Source organism: Planococcus chinensis (assembly GCF_020071995.1).
Lineage (GTDB): Bacteria > Bacillota > Bacilli > Bacillales_A > Planococcaceae > Planococcus > Planococcus chinensis_A.
This window is the reverse complement of the sequence record NZ_JABWTK010000015.1, coordinates 1-26206: the sequence shown is the minus strand read 5'-3', so window position 1 is coordinate 26206 and position 26206 is coordinate 1. Positions and strand designations below refer to the sequence as shown.

General features: G+C 47.7%; 28 protein-coding genes and 2 riboswitches. Of the genes, 16 read left to right on the top strand and 12 right to left on the bottom strand.

Annotation, left to right across the window (positions count from 1 at the left end):
- Positions 1–22: 22 nt before the first annotated feature.
- The 4 genes from HU147_RS17525 to HU147_RS17510 form a co-directional block, all read right to left on the bottom strand.
- Complete coding sequence (locus HU147_RS17525) at positions 23–436, bottom strand: VOC family protein (RefSeq protein ID WP_224077397.1); 414 nt, start codon at positions 434–436, stop codon at positions 23–25.
- 11 nt (positions 437–447) lie between these two features.
- A complete protein-coding gene (locus HU147_RS17520) occupies positions 448–1398 on the bottom strand; it encodes a 2-hydroxyacid dehydrogenase (RefSeq protein WP_224077396.1) in 951 nt (316 codons plus the stop codon).
- 83 nt (positions 1399–1481) lie between these two features.
- On the bottom strand, positions 1482–2099 hold the full coding sequence (locus tag HU147_RS17515; protein ID WP_224077395.1) for a DedA family protein: 618 nt from the start codon (positions 2097–2099) through the stop codon (positions 1482–1484).
- Positions 2100–2112: 13 nt separating this feature from the next.
- A complete protein-coding gene (locus HU147_RS17510) occupies positions 2113–3198 on the bottom strand; it encodes a metallophosphoesterase (RefSeq protein ID WP_224077394.1) in 1086 nt (361 codons plus the stop codon).
- Positions 3199–3372: 174 nt separating this feature from the next.
- Between HU147_RS17510 and HU147_RS17505 the strand changes: the two genes are divergently transcribed.
- From HU147_RS17505 to HU147_RS17485, 5 genes are all read left to right on the top strand, one after another.
- Positions 3373–3714: a lmo0954 family membrane protein gene (locus HU147_RS17505; protein ID WP_224077393.1), complete on the top strand. Its 342-nt coding sequence runs from the start codon at positions 3373–3375 to the stop codon at positions 3712–3714.
- 12 nt (positions 3715–3726) lie between these two features.
- Positions 3727–4365: a PspA/IM30 family protein gene (locus tag HU147_RS17500; protein WP_224077392.1), complete on the top strand. Its 639-nt coding sequence runs from the start codon at positions 3727–3729 to the stop codon at positions 4363–4365.
- A gap of 65 nt (positions 4366–4430) precedes the next feature.
- Positions 4431–5129: a cell wall-active antibiotics response protein LiaF gene (liaF, locus tag HU147_RS17495; RefSeq protein WP_224077391.1), complete on the top strand. Its 699-nt coding sequence runs from the start codon at positions 4431–4433 to the stop codon at positions 5127–5129.
- Entirely contained in the window at positions 5126–6169 is a 1044-nt protein-coding gene (locus HU147_RS17490) for a sensor histidine kinase (RefSeq protein ID WP_224077390.1), read from the top strand. Before liaF ends, HU147_RS17490 begins: the two co-directional genes overlap by 4 nt.
- The gene (locus HU147_RS17485; RefSeq protein ID WP_224077389.1) at positions 6147–6782 is read left to right on the top strand and encodes a response regulator transcription factor; all 636 of its coding nucleotides are present in this window, start codon (positions 6147–6149) and stop codon (positions 6780–6782) included. Before HU147_RS17490 ends, HU147_RS17485 begins: the two co-directional genes overlap by 23 nt.
- Before the next feature lie 197 nt (positions 6783–6979).
- Here HU147_RS17485 and HU147_RS17480 read toward each other — a convergent pair whose 3' ends face one another.
- From HU147_RS17480 to HU147_RS17470, 3 genes are all read right to left on the bottom strand, one after another.
- Complete coding sequence (locus tag HU147_RS17480) at positions 6980–9115, bottom strand: sensor histidine kinase (protein ID WP_224077388.1); 2136 nt, start codon at positions 9113–9115, stop codon at positions 6980–6982.
- A gap of 142 nt (positions 9116–9257) precedes the next feature.
- Complete coding sequence (locus HU147_RS17475; RefSeq protein WP_224077387.1) at positions 9258–9947, bottom strand: response regulator transcription factor; 690 nt, start codon at positions 9945–9947, stop codon at positions 9258–9260.
- 95 nt (positions 9948–10042) lie between these two features.
- A complete protein-coding gene (locus HU147_RS17470) occupies positions 10043–10933 on the bottom strand; it encodes a DMT family transporter (RefSeq protein WP_224077386.1) in 891 nt (296 codons plus the stop codon).
- A 238-nt stretch (positions 10934–11171) separates the two neighbouring features.
- Between HU147_RS17470 and HU147_RS17465 the strand changes: the two genes are divergently transcribed.
- Entirely contained in the window at positions 11172–11402 is a 231-nt protein-coding gene (locus HU147_RS17465; protein ID WP_036805687.1) for a helix-turn-helix domain-containing protein, read from the top strand.
- Between the two features lie 54 nt (positions 11403–11456).
- Here the strand turns inward: HU147_RS17465 and HU147_RS17460 are convergent, their stop codons facing one another.
- The 3 genes from HU147_RS17460 to HU147_RS17450 form a co-directional block, all read right to left on the bottom strand.
- Positions 11457–12119: a YjgB family protein gene (locus HU147_RS17460; protein ID WP_224077385.1), complete on the bottom strand. Its 663-nt coding sequence runs from the start codon at positions 12117–12119 to the stop codon at positions 11457–11459.
- Positions 12120–12250: 131 nt separating this feature from the next.
- A complete protein-coding gene (metX, locus tag HU147_RS17455) occupies positions 12251–13264 on the bottom strand; it encodes a homoserine O-acetyltransferase MetX (protein WP_263427911.1) in 1014 nt (337 codons plus the stop codon).
- 13 nt (positions 13265–13277) lie between these two features.
- A complete protein-coding gene (locus HU147_RS17450; protein ID WP_224077383.1) occupies positions 13278–14567 on the bottom strand; it encodes an O-acetylhomoserine aminocarboxypropyltransferase/cysteine synthase family protein in 1290 nt (429 codons plus the stop codon).
- 103 nt (positions 14568–14670) lie between these two features.
- Positions 14671–14786, bottom strand: a riboswitch (SAM riboswitch).
- Between the two features lie 129 nt (positions 14787–14915).
- Between HU147_RS17450 and HU147_RS17445 the strand changes: the two genes are divergently transcribed.
- From HU147_RS17445 to pepT, 6 genes are all read left to right on the top strand, one after another.
- Entirely contained in the window at positions 14916–15557 is a 642-nt protein-coding gene (locus HU147_RS17445; protein ID WP_224077382.1) for a glycerol-3-phosphate acyltransferase, read from the top strand.
- A gap of 127 nt (positions 15558–15684) precedes the next feature.
- Positions 15685–15797, top strand: a riboswitch (SAM riboswitch).
- A 127-nt stretch (positions 15798–15924) separates the two neighbouring features.
- Entirely contained in the window at positions 15925–16956 is a 1032-nt protein-coding gene (locus tag HU147_RS17440) for a methionine ABC transporter ATP-binding protein (protein WP_224077381.1), read from the top strand.
- Positions 16946–17596: a methionine ABC transporter permease gene (locus HU147_RS17435; RefSeq protein WP_224077380.1), complete on the top strand. Its 651-nt coding sequence runs from the start codon at positions 16946–16948 to the stop codon at positions 17594–17596. Before HU147_RS17440 ends, HU147_RS17435 begins: the two co-directional genes overlap by 11 nt.
- Positions 17597–17634: 38 nt before the next feature.
- Entirely contained in the window at positions 17635–18474 is an 840-nt protein-coding gene (locus HU147_RS17430) for a MetQ/NlpA family ABC transporter substrate-binding protein (protein WP_224077379.1), read from the top strand.
- A gap of 19 nt (positions 18475–18493) precedes the next feature.
- On the top strand, positions 18494–19702 hold the full coding sequence (locus HU147_RS17425) for a M20 family metallopeptidase (protein ID WP_224077378.1): 1209 nt from the start codon (positions 18494–18496) through the stop codon (positions 19700–19702).
- Between the two features lie 193 nt (positions 19703–19895).
- Complete coding sequence (gene pepT / locus HU147_RS17420) at positions 19896–21119, top strand: peptidase T (RefSeq protein ID WP_224077377.1); 1224 nt, start codon at positions 19896–19898, stop codon at positions 21117–21119.
- Positions 21120–21144: 25 nt separating this feature from the next.
- Here the strand turns inward: pepT and HU147_RS17415 are convergent, their stop codons facing one another.
- On the bottom strand, positions 21145–22164 hold the full coding sequence (locus HU147_RS17415; protein ID WP_224077376.1) for an STAS domain-containing protein: 1020 nt from the start codon (positions 22162–22164) through the stop codon (positions 21145–21147).
- 144 nt (positions 22165–22308) lie between these two features.
- On the opposite strand from HU147_RS17415, the gene HU147_RS17410 reads away from it, so the two are divergent.
- The 3 genes from HU147_RS17410 (at position 22309) to HU147_RS17400 (ending at position 24093) form a co-directional block, all read left to right on the top strand.
- Positions 22309–22539 (top strand): hypothetical protein, encoded by a 231-nt coding sequence (locus tag HU147_RS17410; protein ID WP_036805620.1) that lies wholly within the window; start codon positions 22309–22311, stop codon positions 22537–22539.
- A gap of 97 nt (positions 22540–22636) precedes the next feature.
- The gene (locus HU147_RS17405; RefSeq protein WP_053165270.1) at positions 22637–23530 is read left to right on the top strand and encodes an EamA family transporter; all 894 of its coding nucleotides are present in this window, start codon (positions 22637–22639) and stop codon (positions 23528–23530) included.
- 140 nt (positions 23531–23670) lie between these two features.
- Positions 23671–24093, top strand: coding sequence for a pyridoxamine 5'-phosphate oxidase family protein (locus HU147_RS17400; protein ID WP_036805609.1), 423 nt, complete (start codon positions 23671–23673; stop codon positions 24091–24093).
- A gap of 37 nt (positions 24094–24130) precedes the next feature.
- Here HU147_RS17400 and HU147_RS17395 read toward each other — a convergent pair whose 3' ends face one another.
- Positions 24131–24565: an RrF2 family transcriptional regulator gene (locus HU147_RS17395; RefSeq protein ID WP_224077375.1), complete on the bottom strand. Its 435-nt coding sequence runs from the start codon at positions 24563–24565 to the stop codon at positions 24131–24133.
- Positions 24566–24686: 121 nt separating this feature from the next.
- Here HU147_RS17395 and hmpA point away from each other — a divergent pair, with 121 nt between their 5' ends.
- The gene (gene hmpA, locus HU147_RS17390; protein WP_224077374.1) at positions 24687–25877 is read left to right on the top strand and encodes an NO-inducible flavohemoprotein; all 1191 of its coding nucleotides are present in this window, start codon (positions 24687–24689) and stop codon (positions 25875–25877) included.
- The last annotated feature ends 329 nt before the right edge of the window (positions 25878–26206 follow it).

The following is a 26206-nucleotide window of genomic DNA, read 5'->3' as shown; positions in this document are numbered from 1 at the left end:
TGTCGGGGCTAAGCAGGAGCCTTCACTTTTCTTGCTCCACGTTCAAGTCCCAGACAAAGCCGAATTTGTCTTTTACTTTTCCGTATTTGGCTCCCCAGAACGTGTCCTGCAGTTCCATGATCACTTGTCCGCCGTCGGACAGCTTGCTGAAAATCTCCACCGCTTCTTCTTCCGTTTCGCATTCTACAACCAATGCTAATCCGGAGCGCGGCTGAACCGGCTGTTCTTCCACCGAATCAGCCATCATCAGCTTGAAATCACCTTTTTGCAGCAGGCAGTGAAGAAGGAATTCTTTGGCATGGTCCGGAGCCGGGAAATTTGAATCCCCATAAGTCTGGCTCGCCATTCTTTCCAATCCGAATACTTCTTCGTAAAAAGCAGCTGCTTCATCCGCTTGCCCGTAAAGGGTCAGATACGGTGTAATGGCACCTTTCATTTTCCCATCCCCTAACAGATTCGATTTTTGACAGAGCGCCCTTCCAAGCACGAAGCGATTGCTTCTGCGTTCATTGCCATCATTGCCATGCGGGTTTGGACTGTCGAACTGCCGATATGCGGAAGTACGGTAACATTTGGCAGCGTCAATAACGGGTGGTCCGTCGGAAGCGGTTCCTGTTCAAAAACATCCAGCCCGGCACCCCATAGTTTGTTTGCTTTCAGCGCTTCGTATAATGCGGTTTCGTCAACAATGCCGCCGCGTGCCACGTTGATCAATACAGCAGATTCTTTCATTAACGACAATTCATGCTCGCCGATCATCCCTCTTGTTTCATCCGTCAGCGGCGTTAAAATGACCACGTAATCCGACTGTTGAAGCAGATCTTCCAATGTAGCGTATTTAACGTCTTCCAGGCTTCTGCGCGTCCGATTATGGTAAAGCACATTCATGCCGAATCCTTGGGCGCGCCTTGCTACGGCTTCGCCGATCCGCCCCATGCCAATGATGCCGAGGGTTGCGCCGCCGACATTCATACCGGCCATTCCCAGCGGGCTCCATGACTTCCATTCACCCGAACGAACGGTCCGATCCGCTTCCACAATGCGGCGCGCGGTTGCTAATAGCAGGGCAAACGTCAAATCAGCCGTGGTTTCTGTCAATACATCCGGTGTGTTGGTAACAAATACTTTATGCTTATGTGCGGCCTCCAAATCGATGTTGTTGTAGCCGACTGCCAAGTTCGTTACGATCTTCAAGTTCGGTGCAGCTTCGAAAACTTCTGCATCAATCTTATCCGATAGCATCGTCCAAAGCGCTTGAGCGTCTTTTACTCGCTTTAATAACTCCTCACGCGGAGCGGATGTTTCTGTATCTTCCCACATCCGTACTTCGAAGGACTCCTGCAAGCCCAATACCGCCTCATCAGGCAATTTCTGTGTAATGTAAACGATCGGTTTCATGCTGACCCTCCATTTCTATTATCAAACAATTATACCAATTAAAAAAACTGCCGGCAAATAAACGGCAGTTTTTCCAGATATACTCAATCCATCTCACGGGATCTGATTTTCTTTACGTAATACCAAACGGCTGCAAGGCCGCCCAGAACAATCAATGCATAAACGACATTTGAATACACATCGAGCTGTGCCATGATTTCATCGCGATTTTCCCCGACCGCTTCCCCCACAAATACAAGAATCGTATTCCATAAAAGTGTACCCAGTGTCGTGAACGTCAGGAACAGCCAAAACTTCGTATTGGCCATCCCGGCCGGAATTGAAATGAGGCTGCGGACCAGCGGAATGAGCCGGCCGAAAAAGATCGCCCAAATGCCGTAGCGGTCAAACCAGGCGTCGGCCCGGTGGATATCCGCTTTTTTCACGCGCAGGATGTGGCCATACTTCTCCACAATTTTCTCCAGGCGCTCGACATCCAACAATAACCCGATTCCGTAAAGAATCAGCGCGCCCGAAACAGATCCAGCTGTGGAAGCCAGAATGACTCCCAGAATCGTCATATCCGTCGTTGTTGTCATAAAACCGCCGACTGTCAAAATCACTTCGGACGGAATTGGCGGAAATACGTTTTCCAGCATGATCAGCAAAAAGATTCCAAGGTAACCATAGTCAGACATAATTGATGTAATCCATTGTTCCATTCTATTGCGCTCCTTAGCTTGTCGGCTCAAATTTCATCTTGATTGACCAAAGTTCTGAACGGCTTCCGATCCGGATGGCCGGACCCCAAAAGCCAAAACCTGAAGATACAAGAAGATGGGTTTTTTCTGCAAGACGATGGCCATAATCCAGATCGAATACTTTTTTCGTAATAAAGCGGTTCGGCCACATTTGCCCTTTATGGGTATGGCCGGATATATGTAAAGCTGCCCCCAGTTGTACAGGAGTCTTTAAATCCGAAGGGGTATGATCCATGATGATCCACGGCAATCCGCTTTTCGGCTGCAGCAGTTCCAGCGCATGGCGCTTGCCATTAGTCCGGTCTTCCCGTCCTGTTAAATAGAAACGATTTCCAACCAGAATAGTTTCATCCCGCAGGATATTTACGCCTGAACTTTCCATCAGCTTGACCAATAAAGGGATTTTTTTACCGTAGTATTCATGGTTCCCTAAAACTCCATAAACTCCGAGCTTCGCTTCCAATTTTTCCATTTCCTCTTTCATCCCGTAGCGTGCATACCAAACAGGGTCGTCATCCACTAAATCGCCAGCCAGCAATACGACATCAGAATTCAGTTTATTGGCCCGTGTGACAAAACGCTTCAAGTGACGTCGGCCGGACAATACGCCCAAATGGAAATCTGAACCGACGACAATATGAAGCGGGTCTGCCACTGGACGATCAACCGTAATTTCCAAGTGCCGCACCACCGGGCTGTAAGCCAGAAAAGTCCCGGCAATGAAAATCAGCAGGAAGATCAACGCCACTGCATTCCCAAGAATCAATGCTTCCTGGTTTCCTTCCCAAAACAGGCTAACGATGTTTGCCACCGGGAACAGAAGAAGGGCATATTCCAGAAATGCAAACCAATACGCGCCGATGATGGTAAAAGCGAGAAAGCGATGCCCTAAACGACCAATAAAGAAACTGAAAGCGATGAGGAGCCAAACGACGCTGAACAGGGTCGGGTAAATCCACTGTGCCCACGATTCCATCCATACATAAACGTTCCAGCCTAAATACACCACAAGCCCCAGGTAAATTGCCAGCGATCCGATAATCGACGCGATGATTTTCATAGCAGCCGTCCCCTCTTTGTTCTATATAAGGGACATTATAGCATTTTTAATTCAGCGCCACCTTACCTAGCCACTACTACGCCTTAGGTCTTAGTAAAAGATGCAGTCAGGGACCGTGTTGGAAACTTTCTGTCCTTGATAAGATTAAGTTACAAATTGAGAGGAGGAGTTAAATTGAATAAGTTTTGGATGATTACACTCGGCATCGTTGCCGGCATCATCGTACTATCCAACCTCGGCGCTATGATGGGATTGGCAGTTTCCGGTTTGATTCTCTACATGGGTGTGCATTTCTACTTGAAAAGCATATCGACTGCAGCAAAAATCTGGTGGGGATTTGTCGGAGCTGTCGGGGTGCTTTCAGCCATCTCTAACGTGCCGGCATTGATCGGAGTCGCAGCAGCTGCCGGACTGTGGTGGATTTACCGCAACTGGAATGAACGCCCTGCCGTTGCTGCAAAAACAAATGATCCGTTTACGAATTTCGAAAGACAATGGGACAAATTGACAAAATAAGGAGGAATACAAATGGCATCTTTATGGGAACGCTTGAAATTTGCAGTCGCAACAGACGTAGACGCACTCGTATCAAAGAAGGAACAGAAAAATCCGCTGGCGGTCTTGAACCGCTATATCGTGGAAGCTGAAAAGCAAACGGAGGAAACCGGCAAATGGGTGGAGCGCCAAGCTAAACTCAACAGCAAGTTTGAAAAGGAACTGGCAGAAGCTTCAGCTATGCTCGACAAAAGGCAGTCCCAGCTCGAACTGGCACAGAATTCCGGCGAAAGCGATTTGTCTGCCTTTGCTGAAATGGAAGTGGCTGCTTATTCTAACCGCGTCGCTGAACTGGAACAGACCATCGCTGAAAATCTCGCTGAATTGACTGGCCTTGAACAGCGCTACGAAGAAATGAAGCACAAAGTAAAAGACATGAAAGTCCGCCAGCTTCAGCTCATGGGCAAGGAAAATGCCACACGCGCCCATCATCAGATGGACAAAGTCCTGAACCCCCAGCTTGCAGCGGAACGCCTTGGATCTTACGATGACATGGCTTCTTATATCAAAACGCTCGGCTCAAAAGTTGAAGAGGAACACGAACGCTCCGCCATGGAACGCCGGCTGGAAGCTTTAGAAAAAAATAGCGCACAGCAAAAGGAAATTGGTTAAACTAGAGTGAGAAGAAGGATTCCTTCTTCTCGCTTTTCCGCTACAAAGAAGGAGGCAAAACTGCGATGCAACAGTTCACAACTAACAAACAGGCGTTTTTCATCTTGAGCGCTTTACTTCTCATATTCGTAGAAGCTGCATTTTTCGGAAATGGCAGCGTATTTTTGGTTCTTCTTGGTATCGGACTGATTTATTACGCAATGAATAAAAGCGCCAAAACGCGAAAAACCTATATGTGGACCGGCTTGATCCTGATTGGCATCTCCGTGCTGTCGATGTGGAGTTTGCGTTTAATGATTTTTGCAATAGCGGTCTATCTTCTCGTGCGCTTATGGAAAGGCCAGGAGTGGGAGCAGCGTGTGCCGATTCAGGGCACCGTCGATAAAGGCCTGATCCAGAACAAATTCCTGTCTGCCCAAAGCACTCCCATCGAAGCCTATGAATGGAAAGACATCCACGTACAGGGATTTGTCGGCGATTTGCTGGTGGATGCAACGCAGACTGTGCTTCCGAAAAAGACTTCCTTGATTTCTATCCGCCAAGGCTTTGGCAAAGTCAAAATCGTGGTGCCTTACGAAATTCCGGTGCGCATTTATTACACGACGCTTTTGGGGGATGCCCAGTTTTTCACCGGTGAAAAGAGACGCATCTGGAACGGCACCATCCATGCAGAAGACGGTTACACTCAAAATGAGCACAGCAAAACTGAATTGGTCATATCGATTTCCACTTGGATGGGTGATGTTGAGGTGATTCGCAGATGAAACAGATCTTACCGCGCAGCCTATTTTTCGTGGGCTTATTTGCTCTCATCATATTCGGTATTTTGATTGTGCTGCTGGGACTGCCGACTGAACGCACGTGGTCGGTGCTATGGGAAGACTTTGTTGCCGGCCTTCCTTTTGGCATTTGGATCATCGTCTTGATGCTTGCCCTGTCATCCGGAATTGCCTGGTGGTCGGAATCGCTGTCGCGTTCGAAAGTGCAGGAACTCGATGACATTTTCCAGGCACTTCTCCGCAACGAAGACCAGACCGTCATTCAAGCTGCCCAAATGAAAACCTTGCCGAATCAGTTGTCCCTATCGATTCTGAAATTGCAGAAACTGCTGGAATCCCAGCGTAAGAGCCTGGCACGCATTTCCAACGAACGGGCAGAGACCCAGGACCAAATCATTCAGGAAAGGCTGATTATGGAACGCCAGCGGCTCGCTCGCGAACTGCACGATTCGGTTTCCCAGCAATTATTTGCCGCATCGATGCTGCTGTCTTCGATGACCGAGCAGGAAGGGGCCTCTCCCGGCCTGTTGCAGACTGAAAAAATGGTGCAGCAGGCCCAGCTTGAAATGCGTGCCCTGCTCCTGCATTTGCGCCCGGCTGCGCTTCACGACAAAAGCCTTCGCCAAGGCTTGTTTGAATTGGTTTCCGAATTGAAAGAGAAAGTTTATTTCACCATTGAGCACAAGCTTGAAGAAGTGCCGTTGCCAAAAGGCGCAGAAGACCATCTGTTCCGCATTGCCCAGGAAACCCTGTCGAATACGCTGCGCCACTCCAAAGCGACCGAAGTCCATATTTTATTCATTGAACGCGACGACTTTGCCATTTTACGCATCCAGGACAACGGGGTCGGTTTTGAGAGTGAACAGTCGAAGTCGACTTCGTACGGGCTGAAGCATATTGAAGAAAGAGCCATTGAAATCGGCGCCACCAGCAAAATTGTTTCTGTGCCTTCTGAAGGCACCATTGTGGAAGTAAAAGTCCCTATCGAAAGGAAGGTTTCCCATGATTCGAATCTTATTGGTTGATGACCATGAAATGGTGCGCATCGGCGTTTCGGCCTATCTGCAGTCGCAAAGCGATATGGAAGTGGTCGGTGAAGCAGTGAACGGCGAAGAAGCGGTCCAATTGGCGCTTGATCTCCGGCCAGACGTTATTTTGATGGACATGGTCATGCCGGTCATGAACGGTGCAGAAGCCACCGAAGCTATCATCCGCCAATGGCCGGAAGCGAAAATCATGATTGTCACCAGCTTTTTGGATGACGACAAAGTTTACCCTGCATTGAAAGCAGGAGCCGTCAGCTACATACTGAAAACCTCGAAAGCGTCCCGCATTGCAGATTCCATCCGGGAAACGATGAACGGCACACCGGTGCTTGAACCTGAAGTAATGAGCAAAATGATGAAGCAAATGCGCCATGACCGGGTCTTGCATGAAGATTTGACCGAGCGCGAAATGGAAATCCTGCTGCTTCTCGCAAATGGCTACACCAACCAGGAAATTGCAGATGAACTCTTTATCGCTCTGAAAACTGTCAAAACCCATGTCAGCAACCTGCTCTCAAAATTGGAAGTCCACGACCGTACCCAAGCCGTCATTTACGCCTTCCAGCACAAACTGGTCTCTCCTCCGCAATAAGAAAAGCGCAAGCGCCTTGTTTAGCCTCGACAAGCGCTGGAAGGCTGGCCAGTGATGGCGCTTTCTGCCATCGCAGGCCAGCCTGAAGCGTCTCGAGGGGCTAGGCGCTGGAGTCTGGACATGAAACAAAAAGCTATACTCCTTTTTCATTAAATATAAAAACAGCGATTCCACAAAACCGGAATCGCTGTTTTTATTTATACAGTATGAATCGCAACCATCACTTTAAACAAGTCCCCGTCCACTTCAATTTTCATGGCGCCTCCATGAAGTTCGACGATTGATTGGGCAATGGCAAGCCCGAGTCCGGAGCCATCCGTCTGCCGGGATTCATCACCGCGCTTAAAACGCTCAAACAATTCATCCGTGTTTTCGCCAAGTTCATAGCGCGTGATGTTTTTTATCGTAAATTCTGCTTGTCCATCCATTTCTTCAAGCGATACATATACCCGTGTACCAGGCAGTGCATATTTAATGGCATTCAAAATTAAATTATCGAGCACCCGCCACCATTTTTGGCCATCCACTTGTGCATAGACCGGTTTATTGGGATGGGCAATACGGAAATCCAGTCCTGAAAGTTCAATGTCTTCTGCATGTTCGGCAAGCGCCTGCTGGAGCAATTGGTTTAAGTCAATACGGCTGCAATGAAGTTCCATATTGCCGCTGGCCATCTTGGAAACTTCAAACAAGTCTTCGATCAACGTCTTCAGACGCTGCGATTTGCGGTCCAGAATTTCTGCATAGGATATGCGTTCTTCGTCCGACAAATGAGGCGTTTTCATCAAATCGGTATAAGTGATGATCGAAGTCAGAGGCGTTCGCAGATCATGGCTGACATTGGTGATCAATTCTGTCTTCATCCGCTCGCTTTTCGCCTGCTCCGACATGGACAAGCGGACGCCTTCTTTCAACTGGTTCAGCTGTTTGGCATGCTGGGCCAAAGGCGATTTGCCGCGGACCGGAAGCTCCTGGTTCAAATGTCCGTTGACGATTGCTTCTGTTTGCATCATCAACACATTCAAATAGCCGAAACGCTTCATCTGCAGCAAAATCACAGGAAGCCCGATAAACAATGAAGCCGGTATCCACACAAGGAATAGGGGTGGATAGACAAGCGCCATTACGGTTCCTGCTCCCCATATAAAGACGATCGTAAGCAGAACTAAGCTCTGGACACCGATCGATTTATTCAGGAAGGCCTCTTTCGCGTTCCGTATGTTGCGGAGGACAAGGCTTTGCTGGAACTCATATTTCAGCAATTCCGCTTTTCTGTAATAAGCAAACAACCAGATAATCTGCAAAAGAGACACTCCGATTAATACAAGGGCGACAACCAGTTTCCAACCGAAGTCCAAGCCAAAACCAACAGGATCAGAAAACCCGATAGTCATCAATGACCGGAAAAGCTTTGTCACTGCATACAGTCCGGAAAATGATGATAAAAACACCAGTAAAAAACGGACATCCATTGTTAAGCCAAGCCATTTCTCGTAAAGGCGCATCCCGGTGAACCAGTTCAGATCAAACCGCAGATGGGTCCATAAGAGGACCCCTCCTGCAATTGCTAATGCAGCAAATCCGTATAGTATGCTTTTAACAGCTGTGAAATGCATAAAACTTTTTCCATGGCTCGAAGCCGCCAGCAATGACCGGTCAATTTGAATCGTTCCAACAAAGTTGGCATCTGATTTAATTTCAGTGCCGAAATTTGTTGTGTAAAGAGCCGATTCGGCACTTAAAGGGTTGCTGGCCGAATACGTCTTTTCAAAATAGGGATTTCCAGAAAGATCTCCTTTTGTAAACGTTTCTCCGGTTTCCGAATTTGTCAGTTCGTATACGTAGTGTTGCGACCCTTCAAGGAAAGAAGTTCGTTCGCTTCTATGTTCACGGATTATCCTTTCAATCTCATCTTTGCGCTCTTCTTCTATTTTTTTGATGACTGTTTCGTCGTCTGAAAAATTATTACGGATTTCTTTGATTTTCATGTCCCGCTCTTGCGTCAATGCTTCTTCTAGGCTTTTATTGCCTGTTGAAGCCGCGTCTTCAATATCGGTTGCGTATTGATTTTGGATGCTGAGAATTTGTTCTGCGAGCGATCCATAGCGATTGCGGTATTCCTCGATTTCTTCGGCAGCAACCGGCACCGCCTCATCGGATGATAGCGGATCCAATTCCAAGGCAATCAGACGATCTGTAAAAGAGGAAAAATCGTTCTCGAAATCCAGAGTGTCCGTGTAGGATTTCCCCAAGTATTTCTGCCCAAGTTCCATGACACTGAATATGCCGATCAAAACAAGGGATGCCATTAATAACCAAAACCATTTCTTCATAGATTAAACCGCCCCTTTTGATAAGTTGCGGAGAGAAGCCAACAATCCTTCAAATCGCGATACGAAAAAAAATTCTACAATAAACGAAAAACAGTAGAGCAAGCTGAACAAGGCACAAATAACCGCTACTATTGACCAGATATCATTTTTCCATTTTGTAGCCAATGCCCCACACCACCTTTACGTATCTCGGATTCTTTGGATCTGCTTCGATTTTTTCGCGGATTTTGCGGATATGCACTGCCACGATATTCTCAGCGTTATAAGCCGGCTCGTTCCAGACACGTTCGTAAATCTCATGGATTGAAAATACACGACCGGCATTGGCCATGAACAGTTCTGTTATTTTAAATTCAATCGGCGTCAGTTTGATTGTTTCGCCATGGAGCGTTACATCTTTCGCATCCGTATCCAGTACAAGTCCATCTATTTCGATGCGCTGGGTTTTATCCTCGTAATTTCCAAGCGTCACGTAGCGTCTGAGTTGAGATTTTACGCGGGCTACCAGCTCCATCGGATGGAACGGTTTTGTGACATAATCGTCCGCCCCCACTGACAAGCCATGGATTTTATCGGAATCCTCCGCTTTTGCACTTAGCATAATAATCGGGATATTGCGCTGTTCCCTAATTTTAAAAGTTGCTGAAATCCCGTCCATTTTCGGCATCATGATATCGAGAATCATGACATGCACTTCATTTTCTTCAAGCAATTGGATCGCTTCCAAGCCGTTGGCCGCTTTCAATACACGGTAGCCTTCATTTTTCAAATATATTTCAATGCCGTCCCGGATATCTTGATCATCGTCTGTTACCAATACCGTATGCACCATCGTATGCACCTCTTTCCTCTATGAAGTCTATTGTAAAAGAAAATTCTTAAGCACAGCTTAGGATAAATCTGAAGAAATTCTTAAGAAACCTTGAGCTATTCTGTAGAAAGAGCTTTGCGTTTTGAATCATCCTTTTTTCTGCCGAACGTCAAAACCAAAATCCCGCCCAGAAGCAGCAGCACGCCTATCCAGGCAATTCCTGTCAGCACTTCCCCGACAATGAAAACGCCCAGAAGCGCAGCTGTCATCGGCTCAGCAAGCGACAAGGTTACCGCAGAAGAAGAAGGAATACGTTTCAGGCCGCTGGAGAATAGAATATAGGAAAGGCTGGTCGCTCCTAATCCCAGATATAAAATGACGCCTATATTTTCCGTTGCTGTTATGTATGACAAATCAAAAAAGAATAAAAAGGGCATTAAATACAGTGCACTTAACGAGAAAATGACCGCAACTGCCGGCACAGCGTCCATACTCTCCAGTACATTCTTGCTGACACCGGCGTAAGTCGCGAATGATAACCCGGCACCCAGTGCGAGCAAAATGCCTGCCGGGTCAACCGTCGGTGCATCCTTATCAGCAAACAGCAGCAAACATCCGATAATCGCCAAGCCGGTCGCCATGCTCCAAATACGGTCGGGCCTTCTTTTTAGCACCGCCCATTCTAAAATTCCGGAAAAAACCGGTGCACTGCCGATGGCGACAACCGTACCGATCGCAATTCCGGTCAGTTGGACCGAGGAAAAAAACAAAGGTTGAAACAGTGCCATTGTTGCTGCTGACAACAAGACAGCTTTCCACGGGATTGAGCGGAGCTTCAGTTTTTTCGTCCATAGCACAAATGCCAAAAGTGTAAATCCTCCTATGCTCAAACGCAGCGCCCCGATTGTCAGGGGATGGGCCGTTCCATCGATGAAACTTTGCGCGGTTCCCGTCGTGCCCCAAAGCATTGCCGCAAGGAGTACCCAGATATATGGCCAATAGTTCACATTCCACACCTCTTTTTTCCGTATTATGGTAGTAACTTTATCCCGCTTTAACGGGCAGTAAGATTCCCGCTTTTCCGAGCGGGAGATCCACTGACCGTAAAAGTCCGATTGGTTCAACTAACAATCAATGGGGATGAAGAAAATCCCCATTAATTGAGTTTCACTTTATCATGAAATGAATGCTTTGAGATAGCTGTCTTTATCAATTATAATAGAAGAAAAGAGAGGAGATGATCATATGTATATGACAATCCCGGAAACTGCCGCTTTTCTGTCGATGCCTGAAGAACAAATTTTAAGTTATGTGCTTGAAGGCCGCATTCGCGCAGTCCATGACGGAGAGCAGTACTTGGTCAACACCTCACAATTCGAAACACATTTTCAGCAGCTGGAACTAGCCAAACAAGCCCTTGAAGAATGGCGTGCCACTCCGATTCCGGACGATGTCGATATTCAAGATGAAGATTAAAAAAGCATAAAACAACACGGCCGTGGAATTTTCCCGGCCGTGTTGTTTTTTTCACTACTGTTTTTTCAGAAGGTTGACGTGATCTGTTGTGCCGTCTTTCGCCATGATAAACTGCAATTCGTAATCACCTGTATGATAGACAAGATTTGTTTCACCCGTAGCTGAAACTTCCCGTTCTTCTACCGGCTCTCCAATGTGCTCAAGCAAATCTTCCTTCGTGATGCCGCCAAGATTCGTTTGGCGTTCCACATTGGTGCCGAAATAGCGTGCCTCCTTCATGACATCTTTTTCGTCATAGGCGATTTGATAAGAAGCATTCCCCATTGAACCATGGTAAAAATCGAATTCATCCACTTTTTCCTCCGGTTCGCCGATTGCTCCATACACTTCATCGCGTGTGGCTTCCCCTACTTTAAACCCATCAGAGAATCGATAGACAATGCCAGATTTGGCGTTTTTCACGATTTCTTTCAATGTTTCTATCGCCATTCCTTTTTGCTCGTCATCGATCACAGATTCTTCCGCTTCCGCCTCACTTTCCGGTTCTCCGGCTTCCTCCTGTTCCGGCTCTACTGCTGCTGTTTCCTCTGCTGTTTCAGTTGAATGTTCTTCTGTATGGCTTTTTGGCACATCTTCGTTGCTGCTCGCTTCGCTGCACGCAGCTAAGCCGAATGCCATCATTGCTGCGCTGCCAACCAAAAAAAGCTTTCTAGCCATAAAATACACCCCTTTATAAATTTTGAATATTCTATTTTATAGACGCATTACCAGCAGATTTGTTGCATAATGAGAACTTTCGGCTACTGTAAGTTAATTGGAATCCATTGCACAAAAGAAAAAACCCATGCTTATCGCATGAGTTCAGGAACAACCAGGCTGTTCAATTTCTTTTGTATAAGTCTTCCCCATTTTTCGAATTCCACAAGGAAACCGTCATGCCCGAACTGGGTTTCAATGATTTCCCAGGAAGCATTTGGCATGCTTTTCAGCCACGGAATCATCTGCTCGCTCGGGTACAGCAAATCATAGGTGAACGATAGGGCAAAGATTTCCACGTCGATTTTTTCCTGCGACACGTCATGGGTATTCATCGCTTTCAGCAAAATCAAGTAACTATTGGCATCAAAGCGCCTTGCCAGTTTTTGCCCCTGGTAGTCCAAATATGATTCTACCTGGAACTGTCCTTCTTTGGTGCTGCGCCGGAAACGCTGGTCGAACAAATTGCCGCTCCGGTAAGTGACCATCGCCGCCATGCGGGCCAGTTCGAACCCTTTCAAATCCGCAGAATTTGCATAATTCCCGTCCTCAAAAAGCGCATCAGTTTCTATGGATTGGATGCCGATCCAATTGAACGCTACTCCGTAATCGCTATAGGCCGGCGTCACTGCAAGCGGCAAGATGGCATCCACAAAATCCGGATACAAATGCCCCCACTCCAAGGTTTTCATCCCGCCGAGCGACCCGCCAAGAACTGCTGTCAAATGAGAGATGCCGAGTTCTTTCAAAGCCGCGTATTCCGCACGCACCATATCCCGTATAGTAAGCAGCGGAAACGCTGCCCGGTAAGGTTCTCCGGTTTTTGGGTTTATCGACGTTGGGCCCGTTGAGCCGTGGCAGCCTCCGAGTACGTTAAAGGTTATGACTTGAAAAACGTCTGTATCCACAGCTTTGCCAGGCCCGATCAGCCCCGACCACCAACCTGGATTTTCAGCAGTGCCTACAGCGAACTGATCGCCTGTCAGTGCGTGGCAGACAAGGATGGCCGGAGCCCCTTCTTTTCCACAGCGCTCATAGGCCAGCTCCACATCATGCAAGACTTCCGTAGATTCTAAGGTCAGTGATCCTATGGATACAGTCGTCATGTCCGTCCCCTCCTTACACGTTTTCCAATACTGCTGCCTGGATGGCTTGTTCAAGATCAGCGATCAAATCATCCGGGTTTTCAAGCCCTACTGACAAGCGGATCAATTCTTCCGTAACGCCTGACAATTCCAGTTCTTCTTTTTTCAATTGCTGATGCGTCGTCGAAGCCGGGTGGATGATCAAGGATTTGGCATCGCCGACATTCGCTACATGCGACCATAAACCGACACTGTCAATAACTTTGCGCCCGGCTTCGCGTCCGCCTTTCACGCCGAAATTGACGATAGAACCGTAGCCGTCTTTCAAGTATTTCTGCGCCAACTGGTGAGACGGGTGGTCTTCAAAACCGATGTAGTTCACCCACTCCACTTGCGGGTGGTCTTTCAGATATTCCGCGACCAAGCGCGCATTGCTGTTATGGCGCGGGATGCGCAAATGCAAAGTTTCCAGCCCCTGCAGGAAGGCATGGGCACTTTCTGCACTTAATGACGGCCCGAAATCGCGAAGCAGCTGCACGCGCAGTTTCGTTGCAAACGAAGCGCCTTCCACATCAATGCCGTAGCGGATGCCGTGGTAGCTTTCATCCGGCTCTGTGTAGTTCGGGAATCTCGAATTGTTCCAGTTGAACTTGCCGCCGTCCACGACGACGCCGCCGATTGTCGTGCCGTGTCCGCCGATCCATTTCGTCGCGGAATGAATGACGACGTCTGCACCGAATGCGATCGGGTTGCTGCCGTAAGGCGAGGCAAAGGTATTGTCAATCAATAAAGGAATTTGGTTTTCATGGGCGATGTCGGCTACCGCTTCTACATCAAAAACGTTCAAGCTTGGGTTTCCGATAATTTCGCCGAAAATTGCTTTCGTTTTGTCCGTAATGGCTGCGCGGAAGTTTTCCGGGTTCGTTCCGTCTACAAATTTAGCCGTGATGCCGTAGCGCGGCAATGTGTTGGCAAACAGGCTGTATGTACCGCCGTACAGATTGCCGTCCGCCACAATTTCATCTCCTGCTTCCGCTACGTTCAGAATGGAAAAAGCAATGGCCGCCATTCCCGAGGCAAGGGCAACTGCAGCAGTCCCGCCTTCAAGAAGCGCCACACGCTGTTCAAAGACGTCCACTGTCGGGTTCATGATGCGCGAATAAATATTTCCTTGTTCTTTCAATCCAAATAAGTTTTGGGCATGCTCCGTATTTTTAAACACATAAGAAGTGGTTTTATGGATGGCTACCCCTCTCGCTCCAGTCACTGGATCCGGTTGTTGTCCACCGTGCAATAAAAGCGTTTCTGGTTTAAAGTTTGTCATTTTGTTTTCCTCCTAAGGTTTTTTTGATGGAAACCGTGGTTGAGGAGGAATAGAAAAAAGCCCCCTTCAATTAAGAAGAGGGCCGTTGTATACGGATTGCCTCCTCTCATCTGCCAGATCCCATCTTGCCGGATCTGTAGGATTTAGCACCTTTCCAAGCATTGCTTGTTGGTTGCCGGGCATCATAGGGCCTATTCCCTCCGCCTCTCTTGATAAGAGTATTCAGATTTAGTTTTCCATCATGTTGAGTAGTATAAAAAGAATAAAATAATTTGTCAAGTCTATCTTTTCTAAAAATTTCGAAACCATTCCTTCTTTTAACCGTTTACTATATAGAGGTGAGAAAATATGATTTTATGGATTGCAATTGCACTTTTTTCAGGTTATTTAATCGGCTGTCTTCATGGCTCTTCCCTTGCCCAGATTTTATCCGGCGTCAATGTCAAAAAAGAAGGCGTAAAAAATTCCGGTGCGTCCAATGCGGCAATCGTCCTTGGCTGGAAATACGGCGCACTTGTGGCTTTTTTGGACATCCTAAAGGGCGCTGTCGCCGTTATCGGATTCCGGCTTTTACTGAACAGTTTTTCTTTGCCGGATGACGCGATCTGGATGCTTTTGTTCTTTGCCGGAGCCGGTGTCATCTTTGGACACAACTTCCCTTTCTATATGAACTTCGACGGCGGGAAAGGAACAGCCTCTGTGATCGGCGTCATGCTTGCGCTCGACTGGAAACTCGGGCTTGCCGGAGGCTTGCTGCTGGTGTTTGGTGCACTCGCCACCGATTATTTGGTGATTGGGGTGTTAGTCTTATACGGGATATTTTTTGCCATCGCTTATTGGCCGGCTGAAGGCCTTTGGCCAGTTGCCACTGCTTTTGCCTTGTTTGTTATGGCCGTTTGGAAGCATCTTGAAAACATTATTCGCATCAAAGACGGTACAGAAACGAAAGTATCCGCGGTATTTCGGAAGAAACCGGCAGGATCCGCCTAACACGACCGATTTATATAGGACTTTTTGCTTCTTTTCTCTGCTTGAGTAAAGTTTTTGGAAGATGTCCTTGACTTATTCTTTATTTCACAATAAAGTAAACATTACAAATCGAATAACGTACATCACTTTCTTATCCAGAGAAACCGAGGGACAGGCCCTATGACGTTTCGGCAGCGGGTTCGCTATATGCGGACACTGTGCTAATTCCTGCAAACGCCTTTTGCGTTTGGAAGATGAGAACGAGATGGTTTCATTCTGAAGCCTTCTTTTTTCTTGTGGATAAGAAAAAAGAAGGCTTTTTTTCGTTCATTTTGAAAGAAAGTGGAAGTGTACAGTAAAGGTTTAGACAGCAAGAGGAGGCACACAAATGATTCAATTCGAAAAGGTTGCAAAAACCTACCAATCCGGCAAACAGGAAATCCACGCATTGAACGGGATTGACTTGACTGTCGAAACGGGTGAAATATACGGCGTCATCGGCTTCAGCGGCGCCGGCAAAAGTTCCTTGATCCGGACGGTCAACTTACTGGAACGTCCGACAAGCGGCCGGGTTTTGATCCACGGCAAAGACATTTCCACTCTTTCAAGCAAAGAAATACGCAAAACCCGGAAAGACATCGGCATGATTTTCCAGCATTTCAATCTGCTGAATTCAAAAACGGTGTATCACAACGTGGCCATGCCGCTTATCCTGGCAAACACACCAAAAAACAAAATCAAAGAACAAGTGAAAGACTTGCTTGATTTTGTCGGACTCGCTGACCAGGCCCAGAAATACCCGGACCAGCTTTCCGGCGGACAGAAGCAGCGGATCGGCATCGCGCGTGCACTTGCCACCAACCCTTCGGTTCTGCTGTGCGATGAAGCGACATCCGCACTTGACCCGCAAACAACACAATCCATCCTGGAATTGCTTCGCCGCATCAACCGGGAATACAATATCACCATTTTGCTGATCACTCACGAGATGGGCGTTATCCGGGAAATCTGCGATAAAGTCGCGGTTCTCGAAGCCGGCAAAGTGATTGAGCAAGGCAGCGTATTCGAAGTATTCACCAATCCTCAGCAGCCGACGACCCAGCGTTTTGTCCGTTCTGTTATGAACGACGACCTGCCTGAATCGCTGCTGAACCAAATCCAGGATCCAAACCGCAGCCATACCATTTACCGGGTCCAGTTTACTGGCCCATCGGTCGGCCAGCCATTGATGTCGCGGGTATCGCGGGAATTCAACTTGGATTTGAATGTGCTATTTGGCAATATCACTGAACTTCAAGGTGCTCCTTATGGCAATTTGATCGTCGAGTTTTCAGGATCGTCGGCTGAAATCGAGCAAGCGCTAAAAGCGATTCGCAGCGACACGGTCAAGGTAGAGGAGGTTAAGAACTATGCTAGTTGATAACGAACAAATTCTGGAAGCCCTTTGGGAAACCGTTTATATGACAGGTGCTTCGTTTCTTTTTTCATTGATCATCGGATTCCCGCTCGGAATTTTGCTGGTCGTCACCCGCAAAGGGCATTTATTGGCAAACGAGCCGGTTTCAAAAGTACTGAACATCATCATTAACATTTTCCGCTCTGTGCCGTTCATCATTTTGATGGTTGCCATTATTCCGCTGACCCGCCTGATCGTCGGTACGTCAATCGGTACAGCAGCTGCCATCGTGCCTTTAGTGTTTTATGCTGGGCCGTATATCGCACGCTTGATCGAAAACTCCTTGCTTGAAGTGGATAAAGGCGTCATCGAAGCGGCGCAGGCAATGGGCGCTACACCCGCTCAAATCATCTTCCGCTTTTTGATTCCGGAAGCGTTGAGCTCACTTGTCCTGGCATTGACCATTGCGATTGTCGGTTTGATCGGTGCATCCGCTATGGCCGGAGCCATCGGAGGCGGAGGCCTTGGGGACTTGGCCATCACTTACGGCTACCAGCGCTTTGACACATTGGTCATGGTCATTACCGTCGCCATCCTGGTGATCCTTGTCCAAGGCGTGCAGTCGCTTGGAAACCTTTTATCAAAACGCGTACGCCGGAGTTAAAAAACAAATTCAAAAACAAACATTGGAGGAATTACAACATGAAGAAATTAACTTCCCTTTTACTATTAGCCGCACTGGTTCTGATTTTGGCAGCATGCGGAGGCGGCGATGAAGAAGGCGCCGACGGCAACCGAAAAGTCACACTCGGCATCAGCGGCTCTGATACAACCATCTGGGATTATATCGGCGAAAAAGCCGAAAAAGAAGGCATCGAAATTGAAATTGTTACTTTCTCTGACTATGTAGCACCGAACATGGCGCTTGCTGAAGGTGAATTGGATTTGAATGCATTCCAGACCATTTCTTATTTCGATGAATTTGTTACTGAACATAAATTGGATATCGTACCGATCGGTTCTACTGTTATTGCTCCAATGGGCCTTTACTCTGAAAAGTACAAGTCCATCGACGAACTGCCGGACGGCGCTCAAATTGCTTTGCCGAACGAAGCGACAAATATGGGACGCGGCTTATTGCTCCTGCAGGAAGCCGGTTTGATCAAATTATCGGATGATGCCGGTTTGACTGGCACTGCCGACGACATTATCGAGAACCCGAAAAACATCGAATTGGTGCCGATGATCTCCGGCCAAACGCCGCGTGCGATGGCTGATGTTGCCGCTTCGATCATCAACAACGGCGTTGCCGTAGATGCCGGATTGAATCCGACAACAGACCCGATTGCCCGTGAAAGCGAAACAGCAGCACCTTACATCAACTTGATTGCGGCAAGCAAAGAAAATGCAGACGACCCGGATTTCTTGAAGATTGTTGAATTGTACCAGCAAGACGATACTGCTGAATTTATCAAAGAACATACAAAAGGCGCTCAAATCCCGACATTCGTCCCTGTAGAAGAACTAGTGGATTACCAATAAACCCTGAGGAGGAACATCAATGACAGCTATCCAAGAAGCAGCCTTAACCATTTCCCAGGCCATCGACTCAAAACGCGAAGAGTATATCGCCACCAGCCAGGCCATCCATGCCAAACCGGAAATCGGCAATGAAGAAGTGTTTGCCAGCGCCACTTTAGTGGAGTTGCTGGAGGTTGCCGGTTTCACTGTTGAAACGGGCGTTGCCGGACATGCGACCGCATTTTTTGCCAGCAAAGAAAGCGCGCTTCCAGGTCCGACGATTGCTTACCTTGCTGAATACGATGCCTTGCCGGGCCTCGGACATGCTTGCGGCCATAATATTATCGGTACGACCAGTGTCGCAGCGGCGATTGCCCTTTCGGAAACTTTTTCTTCTACGGGCGGACGCGTCGTGGTGCTCGGGACGCCGGCCGAAGAAGGCGGACCGAACGGCAGCGCCAAGGGAAGTTTTGTAAAACACGGACTGCTTCAAGGAATTGATGCTGCATTGATGATCCATCCATCCGGGAAATCGGCCATCACCGGCCCTTCCCTCGCGGTCGACCCGCTTGATTTTCATTTTTACGGCAAGCCGGCGCATGCCGCAGCTTCTCCTGAAGAAGGCATCAATGCACTCGATGCGGCGCTTCAATTGTTCAACGGCATCAATGCCTTGCGCCAGCAGTTGCCGTCTGATGCCCGCGTCCATGGCATCATCACGCACGGCGGCGATGCGCCGAACATCATCCCGGAATACGCTTCGGCCCGTTTTTACATCCGAGCCGATTCCTGGAAGAAGACCGAAGACACCGCACGAAAAATCCGGTCCATTGCTGAAGGCGCTGCCCTTGCCACTGGAGCAACGGTCAAAATTGAGCGGTTCCAGAACGAAGTGAAAGATCTGGTGCTGACCGATGCCTTGGATGCAATTGTGCGCGAAGAACTGCTGGCGGTCGGCGAAGAAGTCGCCGCGTCCCGCTCGAAAGGACTCGGTTCAACGGATGCCGGCAACATCAGCTACGAAGTGCCGACGGCTCATCCGTACATCAAGATCGGTCCGGATGACTTGATTGCCCATACTGCTGAATTCCGTGAAGCGGCCAAGTCCGATGCCGGCAATGAAGCATTGGTTCGCGGCGCGAAAGCATTGGCGAATACGGGATACCGCCTGTTGACGGATGCTGCCTTGCTTGAAGAAGTAAAACAAGCACACGCGCAGTCGTTGATTGAGAAGAATAGCAAGAAATAAAGGAAAGGCAGCGAAGTTCGCTGCCTTTTTTTATTGCAGAAGCGTATTTCAACCTCAACTGGGCGTATTTTAGATGCAACTGGGCGTATTTTAACCTTTACTGTGCATATCTTCCCTTCAACCGAGCGTATTTCCAAAATTCTCTTTTTTCGTGCTAAAATAAAGAGAATACATATCTTAGGGGGAACTGCACATGTTTGAAGCTTTAATTGAACGCTTGGTTCGTTATGCAAAAATCGATACACAATCTGATTTTGAAAGCACCGAAACGCCATCAACACTCGGCCAGTGGGATTTACTGAACGTATTGGAAAAGGAAATGAACGATATCGGTCTGGAAGATGTCGGCATGGACGAATTCGGTTACCTGTTCGGCACCTTGCCGTCCAATACCGACAAAGAATTGCCGGTGGTCGGCTTCTTAGCGCATGTGGATACTGCGACAGATTTCACCGGAAAAAACGTCAATCCGCAGCGCATCGAAAACTACGACGGCAACGATATTCAATTGAGTTCAAACGTCACAATGGCGGTTTCCGACTTCCCGGACTTGAAAAATTACGTCGGCCACACGCTTATTACAACCGACGGCACGACCTTGCTTGGCGCTGACAATAAAGCGGGCGTCGCTGAAATCATGACGGCGATGGAATATTTGATCCAACATCCGGAGATTAAGCACGGCAAAATCCGCGTGGCGTTTACGCCGGATGAAGAAATCGGGCGCGGGCCGCATAAATTCGACGTCGGCCGTTTTGCTGCTGACTTCGCATATACGATGGACGGCGGTCCGCTTGGCGAACTGCAGTATGAAAGCTTTAACGCTGCTGCCGCCAAATTGACGGTCCAAGGGAAAAGCGTCCATCCGGGTTCTGCTAAAAACAAGATGATCAACGCCCAAACCGTCGCTATCCGTTTCCAGGAAGAAATGCCGAAAAACGAAGTACCAGAATTGACAGAAGGCTACGAAGGGTTTATCCATTTAAACAGCTTTAAAGGAGATGTAGAAAAAGCGGTTCTTTCGTACATCATCCGCGACTTTGACAAAGACGCTTTCGAAGCGAAAAAAAGCCATATGCAAAAAACAGCTGCGAAGCTGCAGGAGCAATATGGCACAGAAGCCATTAAGCTTGAAGTTGAAGACCAGTACTATAATATGCGCGAAAAAATCGAACCGGTCATGGAAATTGTGGACGCAGCTGAAGCGGCCATGAAGGCGCTCGGAATCGAGCCGAATATCGTACCGGTCCGCGGCGGAACAGACGGTTCGCAATTGTCGTATATGGGCTTGCCAACGCCGAACATTTTCACTGGCGGCGAAAACTATCACGGCCAGTACGAATTCATTTCGGTACAGAACATGGAAAAAGCCACACAAGTGATCGTGGAGATTGTAAAATCGGTGGAACAAAAATAAGCGCCTGCGGGCGCTTATTTTTTATTCAAATGATGCTGCGGCCATTTTGCGCCAGCGCGTAGTGAATGCCGTGCTGCAGCGTTTGGAAGCAGTTGAATTTGGAAAGGTTTAAACCTGATTCGGTAATCACCATGCTCATTTTCGGTGCAATGCCGACCAAAATTGTATCAGTTCCGATCAACGAAGCCGTTGATCCCAATTTATCGATCAGTGCTGCGGCATGAAGCGTAAAATTATTGTTTAAGCCGGTTAAATCAAGCACCAAATATCTTGCTTTATACTTCGGAAGATTTTGCAAAGTTTTGACCAAGAGCTCTTCTGCCCGTGCTTCGTCGTAAGTTCCAAGCAAAGGAACAACCACGATGTCTTCAAGCACCGGGATGATCGGCGAAGAAATTTCCTTGATCAGTTCATTGAGTTCTGCCGTTTTTTCATCGACCAGCCGTTCCAATTGGCTGATTTGCTCGGCTTCTTTCAAGCGGGCAAGCCGGTGAATATTTTCTTCAATATTTTTTTCGGAAGGGAAATACTCAATGACCGTTTCCGGATGGCCCTCAATTTGGTGATGCAGGACGCGGTACCAAATATTGCGGCCTAACAGCAAAGTGAAGATGCCGGCGTAATGCGCAGCCAAGTATCTTCCGCCCTCTTTTTTCCCTTGTGCTACGTTAATCTTATGTTCCCAACTGTTTTTCAAATTCACCTGGAGGGTCCCTGCAGATTCATCCAAATCGTGGATGCTTGCTCTTCCCCATCCTGCAGATGCATATGTATTGGTAATCAAATGCGCCGCTTCAGAAATGCTGACGTTTTTCATTCCGGTAAAGTATTCACCGACCAATAAGCCCTGGCGGAAACCGGTAGTCTCCAATACCACGCTTGCTGCGTCTTCTCCTGAAATTTCTTCTATCGTATCAAAAAACATTTTCATTGCACTTGCGGTCCAAAATAGCACAGCATCCTGGCCTTCAAATAAGAATTGGCCTTCTTCCAGATCCCATGCAAATTGCAGGCCGCCTACATTTATTGCCGGTTTTGTTTCCATGTGTTGACTCCTTTCATTCTCTGTTTTCATTTTACCATACCCTCTCCTGTCACCTAAAGCATACAGACCAGCAAGCAGCTCATGTTTGAGGTGAAGCCATTTGAGGAATACAAAACTAATGACATTTAGAAAGAGGTGCTTCTCATGACAGACAAAAAACCTTTCAATGAAGAAAACCGCGAAACAAGAGATACGCCATCCAGAGATAATCCGGAACAGGTCAAAACAGATAAAGAAACGATGCACGAAATGTTCAAAGAAGAAGAGACTGTCGATGCCATTCCTTTAGAGGATCTAAAAGAAAATATGGACGATGAAGAAAATAAACGTTCGACAAAAGACAGTTCTGGAAGCGACAAGCTCTTCCCGGATTAATGCTCAGAATTAACCTACTTTTCTGAAGAACCGCATGGTGCCCACCATGCGGTTTTTCTGTGTTATGATTCTTGAATGAACAGGAGTGACCTTACGAATGAAAAATTGGATTTACCCTCTTATGGTTGTGGTAGCAGCAAGCTGTTACGGCATCCTTTCAACGATTATCAAAGTGGCCATGGCCAACGGATTTACCGCGGCTGAAGCGGTAACAAGCCAATACTTTATCGGCTTTGCACTTGCAGTGTTGCTGCTGCTCTTTACGAAACGAAAAATCCCCCGCCTGCGCGGCTGGAAAGTATTGGCGTTGTCCGGCACGTTCACCGCTGCAACCGGAATGGTGTACGGGCAATCCCTCGTCTATTTGCCCGCTTCCCTCGCAGTCGTCCTGCTATTCCAATTCACCTGGATCGGCATGTTCCTGGATTGCATCGTGCACCGCCGATGGCTGAAACGCACCGAAGCCGTTTCATTGGTTTTATTGTTCGGCGGCACAATACTTGCTGCGGGAGTTATTGACGCAGATCTCAGCAGCATCCCTTGGCAAGGATGGGCTTGGGGCATCGGAGCGGCATTCTGTTTTTCTGCCTTTATGTTTGTCAACGGCATAAAAGTCGAAGGCATGGATACTACGACCCGTTTGTTTTTTGTTTCTTTCGCGGCCGCTATTGTGATCTCGATTTTCCAGACACCGGAAATCGTCTGGAACGGACAGCTCTTTAATGAAGGCCTGTGGGTATATGGCTTGTTGCTCGGATTTTTCGGCATTATCATGCCCATCTGCTTTTTCTCGATTGCCGTGCCGCATGTCGGCTCCGGGCTCGCTTCCATTTTAAGCGCTATGGAACTGCCGGTAGCCGTTATCGCTTCGGTTCTGGTCTTGAATGAAACTTTGACGATTCTTCAAGTAGTCGGCATCTTCGTTATATTATTCGGCATGGTGCTGCCAAGCATATTCAGCCGAAACCCGAAAATTGTAGAACCCGTTTAAAGGCCTGCTTCCCAGCAGGCCTTTTTGTTTTGCTTTGGCAGATACTCCGATCTTCCGATGATTTACAGCTTCTAATGTTTAGCAAGATTTTAAACAGGAATATAGATAAAGAGCAGCAAACTACTAAAGGAGTGAAGAGGATGAATCAGGAAGAATTGAAGCAGAATGCCTTGAAAATTTTAGAGGAAAGCCATGTTGGTATTTTATCAACGGTGAAAGGCGATAAGCCGCATTCCCGTTACATGACGTTTTTCAACGATGAATTCACTTTATACACCGCAACCAACAAACAAACTCAAAAAGTCGACGAGCTTGAAGCCAATCCCCATGCGCACATCCTGTTAGGCTATGAAGGCCAAGGCGTCGGAGATGCGTTCCTTGAAATTGAAGGCACGATGGGTGTTCACGATGACCAAAGCATGATTGATAAAGTATGGAACGAACATTTGGAAGGCTGGTTCTCCGGACCGGATGATCCGAATCTTGTCATTTTAGCCATCAAACCGGATCGTGCCCGCCTGATCAATAAAAAAGGCAAAGAGCCGCAAACGCTTCAATTATAGAATACAAAAAAACGGCTCATTTATTTGAGCCGTTTTTTTAAGGTTGCAAAATCGCGCGGAGGCCTTCTTTATTGAAAAGCAAATCTTCCAGCGTGTATTCGTCCAGTACTGCCAGATAAGCATGCAGCGCTTTTCCGAGCACACCGCGCAGTCCGCAGACCGGCGCAATCGGGCAGCGGTTATGTTCCATATCAAAGCATTCAACTAAATGGAAATCGTCTTCCATGCGCCGGACGACGGTACCGATGTTGATATTCTCTGGAAGGTCTGCCAAGCGGATGCCGCCTCCCCGTCCTCTGACGGTGTGGATAAAGCCGGCTTTGCCGAGTTCAAAAGTAACTTTCATTAAATGGTTTTTCGATATATTGTAAGCATCAGAAATTTCCTGAATCGTCGAAAGCTTATTTTCTTCTGTTGAAGCCAAGTAAATCAATACGCGCAATGAGTAGTCGGTGTACATTGTCAGTCTCATTTTTTCACCTTCCCTGCCTATTCATTATAGCCGCTAAGTGACCTTCAGAAAAGAAATTGAGACTTGTTGAGAACAGACGTTAATTTGCGTGCAAATAAAATCGAAAAGGAGCGGATCGATTATGTTATCACCCGAAACTCGAATGATTATCAAATCCACTGCCCCCGTCCTTGAAGATCACGGCGTTGCCATTACCACCCGATTTTACAGCAGAATGTTTGAGGAACATCCGGAATTGCTGAACATTTTCAACCACGCGAACCAGGCACAGGGACGCCAGCAGACGGCGTTGGCAAAAACCGTTTATGCAGCAGCTGTCCACATCGACAATTTAGAGGAAATCATGCCTGCCGTTATTCAAATTGCCCATAAGCACGTCAGCCTGGGCGTGAAGCCGGAACATTATCCGATTGTCGGCGCCCATCTGCTGATTGCAATGAAAGAAGTGCTCGGAGATGCGGCCACCGATGAGATTATTCAAGCCTGGTCTGATGCCTACGGCGTGATTGCCGATGCCTTTATCAGCGTCGAGAAGAGCATGTACCAGACCACAGCCGAACAAGAGAACGGCTGGAATTATTTCAAGGACTTTGTTGTAGCGCGCAAAGTAAAAGAAAGCGACGTCATCACTTCGTTTTATTTAAAACCAGCGGACGGCTCCAATGTGCCGACCTATATACCAGGCCAATACATTTCGGTGCGCGTGTCCATCCCTGGAGAAAAATATACGATGATTCGGCAGTATAGCTTATCCCAGGCATCCAAGCCGGATGAATTCCGCATTTCCGTCAAACGGGAAGCCGACAATGACCCGAACGGAATCGTTTCGATTTACCTTCATAAACAAGTAAACGAAGGCGACCGGCTAGAAGTCAGTGCACCAGCCGGCGTGTTTGTCCTCGATGCTTCCAAAACGACACCGGTCGCTTTTATCAGCGGAGGCGTCGGCATCACACCGATGATGAGCATGTTCGAAACCGTTGCCACTTCGACGCCGGAACGCCCGACGGTCTTTCTTCACGGGGCACGGAACCGAAACCAGCATGCGTTTGATGAAGACATTAAAAGCTTTGTCAACCGGATGGAGAACGCTTCCTACAGCACCGTCTATTCCGACGAGGAAAACGGCTTTATTACCCGGGCGATGCTGGAAGAACATGTAGATCCCGCCGGAGATGCCTATGTTTGCGGACCGGTGCCGTTCATGGTCAGCATGATTCGAGAACTGCGCAATATCGGCATGGATGACAGCCGGATCCATTACGAATTCTTTGGACCGGCTATGGATTTGGAAGAACTGAAGAGCCAATAAATGAACTGTTTGTTTACAAGGAGCTGTCCAATAAGTCGAATATCAGACTTATTGGACAGCTCCCTGCTTCTAATAAAGCGTTGGGAGTACTATTGCTCCTGTCTCTGCATCGCTGCGCTAGCTTCGAGACATGAAAAACCGTTGCATCGCTACGCTAGCTTCGTCGCAAAGGAGTTGTCCCAAATTACTTTTGGGACAACTCCTCAGCTTGTTGAGAAACTAAGGTTTTGACCATCAAGCTCTTTGTTTTTGAATGAAAAATCAATTGAACATCGAGTTTTTAGACCCTCCTGTTAAGCAGGAGGGTCATTTTTTTGATATTCTGCGCT